The 2,168-nt window shown below is 59.5% G+C and carries 3 protein-coding genes; all 3 read right to left on the bottom strand.

All coding sequences use genetic code 11. From position 1 onward, the window contains the following. Nucleotides 1–96: 96 nt before the first annotated feature. The 3 genes from LOH53_RS13275 to LOH53_RS13265 all read right to left on the bottom strand — a co-directional run bounded on the left by LOH53_RS13275 (nucleotide 97) and on the right by LOH53_RS13265 (nucleotide 1,838). Entirely contained in the window at nucleotides 97–252 is a 156-nt protein-coding gene (locus tag LOH53_RS13275; protein ID WP_230068233.1) for a hypothetical protein, read from the bottom strand. A gap of 161 nt (nucleotides 253–413) precedes the next feature. Beyond that, nucleotides 414–734, bottom strand: a complete 321-nt coding sequence (locus LOH53_RS13270) for a hypothetical protein (protein WP_230068232.1) — start codon at nucleotides 732–734, stop codon at nucleotides 414–416. An 81-nt stretch (nucleotides 735–815) separates the two neighbouring features. Then, entirely contained in the window at nucleotides 816–1,838 is a 1,023-nt protein-coding gene (locus tag LOH53_RS13265; RefSeq protein WP_230068231.1) for a DUF4192 family protein, read from the bottom strand. Nucleotides 1,839–2,168: the final 330 nt, after the last annotated feature.

Raw genomic sequence — 2,168 nt, 5'->3', positions numbered from 1 at the left:
GGGGGGGGGGGGGGGCGGACGGCCCGGCCCTTCTAGCGTTCAGGCCGCAGGCCTCCGGTGGGCGGGGAGTGGCCTGAGGCCCTGCCTGAGGAGGGCTTAGCTCTCCTCCTCCGCATTTTCCTCCCGTATTTTCTGGCGGTAGGCCTCTTGGCGTTCCGGGGTCTGGGCTTGGAACCAGTCTCCAAATGCGGTCATGTATTCAAGTGCGGGGCGATTGGGGGCGATGACCGGCTTATCCGCGAAAGTGTCCATGTTCTTGCCTTTCATTTATTCGATCTGACATATATAAATATACCGGTTGAGCTTGAACATGTCAACCAAGTTTCGTCAGTTTTGGAGGAATATTTGGGGCTTGGATGGAGCCTAGGGCGAGGGGCTGACAGCTGGGGTAGAGGTGTGGTGCCCCCTCGGGGTCAGCTGTCTTCATCCGCGTTGAGGAGGGGCATTTCGGCGGGGAGTGAGGCGATTGCGGCCGCGAGGTGCTGGGAGGCTGCTGTTAGGGGCTCCAGTGCCACTGTGCCGCTTTCGTAGCTAAGGGTGGACTGTTCCTCTCGCAGGGATTCCAGGGACGCTTGCAGGCCCTCTAGGCAGCGCTTGATGTTGTGGATGTTGATGGGGTATTCGTTGCGGGTGGGCTTCCCGCTGCGCCTGAGCTTGTTGATTTCTCGGGTGAGTTTGGAGAGAGCTTCGACGGCGTCAAGGCTTTGGTAGTGGACGTTGCTGAATCGGGGCATCGGGGGCCGCCTTTCTAGGGGTCGGGTTCCAGTATTGGCTACCTGCCCCGCCCGTGGGGAGGGCGGGGCAGGTAGTGCCGGTTACTGGCCGGGGAAGGCCGTTTCGGGGGTGGTGGCCCACGGGCAGATGTACCCTGCAATGTTCAACTCGTTCATGAGCACCGCCAGCCGGTAATCGGGGTCGATTGCCAGCGCCTCGGAGAGGTAGCTGTTGCAGTAGGTGCCGTGGCCCTTGTACCACTCGATGACGCCCATCATGGTCAGCGGAGCCAGCCGGAACCGGCCCGTGGCAATGGTGAGCAGGTTGTGCAGCACCTTGACGAAACCGGCTGCGCGTTCCCAATCCGGGGTGACCTCGGGGGAACCGATCAGGAACTTGGCCATAGTGTCCTCGTCCCCCTCGGGGATGCGCTCGGCACTCATGATGGTTGCCAGTGCAGCATCACGGCACTCCCTGTTCTGCACCGAGGCCAGCAGGATCAAGTACCCGCCATGGTCCAACTCGTTTACCTCGGGGCAGCTGTGCCAGATGTTCTTCACGGACTCCACGCCCTCATCGACTTCCTCATTGAAAGCACCCTGCACCTTGGCGAGGATCTTCAGATCGGAGTGAGGGAGTTCCGGTGCCGTGGGGATCATGGTGGTGGAGTCGGGAGCGTATCCGCGCCCCATCATCATGAATTCCAGAGCCATGGGGCTGGAGTGGATTTCTTCCACCGAGAATGCGGAGCCTTCCGCCATATTGAGCACCATGCCCCCGCTGACGATGAACATCTGATGCAGTTCGTGGGGCAGAGCCAACTCAAGGTCGGAGATCAGCTCCCGGTAGTGGGAGGCATTTTCCGATGCATCCCCCATAGCTGGAGCGTAGATGGCTCCGAGGTAGGCATCTGCCTCAACATCGGAGGAGATCATGGCCGAGAGCGCAAGGGCGGTTTCAGCGGTGTTGGAGCCAACCGGGGGGAGATCGGCCCGGAGAACTGCGCGGAGCAGCTTTCCCTGCATGGAGATTAAGACCAGGGAATTTTCGGGCCAGAAGCCCAACTGAACGGGTACGAATGCCAGCAGGTCCGCTGGGGATCCTGCCTTGAGCGGAGAGGTCATGATGACCACCTTTCTAATAACTCGATCTGACATATATAACTTTACTCCGATACAAGACAGTGTCAACCGAGTTTCATAACGAACGGATAACAGCAAGCACTTTTAGAAAGTTTCAAAAAAGACTTGACAAACACGAAAACCCCAAAATTGGCCCCCAAAGAGCCGGCATCTGGGCAAGGCATAACAGGGGCCGGCTAGGCGAGAAAATGCCTAGAACACGGACTAGAAGGCTCGCCACGAGGTGCGCAGCACCGAGCCTTCCGCTCCTGCCTGATCGGCTTGCCGATCAGCCGGGTGAATCTCGCGCAGCGAGATTCCCAACCCCGCAGG

It is taken from the genome of Arthrobacter cryoconiti (genome assembly GCF_020905375.1).
Taxonomy (GTDB): Bacteria; Actinomycetota; Actinomycetes; order Actinomycetales; family Micrococcaceae; genus Specibacter; species Specibacter cryoconiti.
The sequence above is the reverse complement of the archived record's forward strand: the minus strand, read 5'-3'. Positions and strand labels throughout refer to the sequence as shown.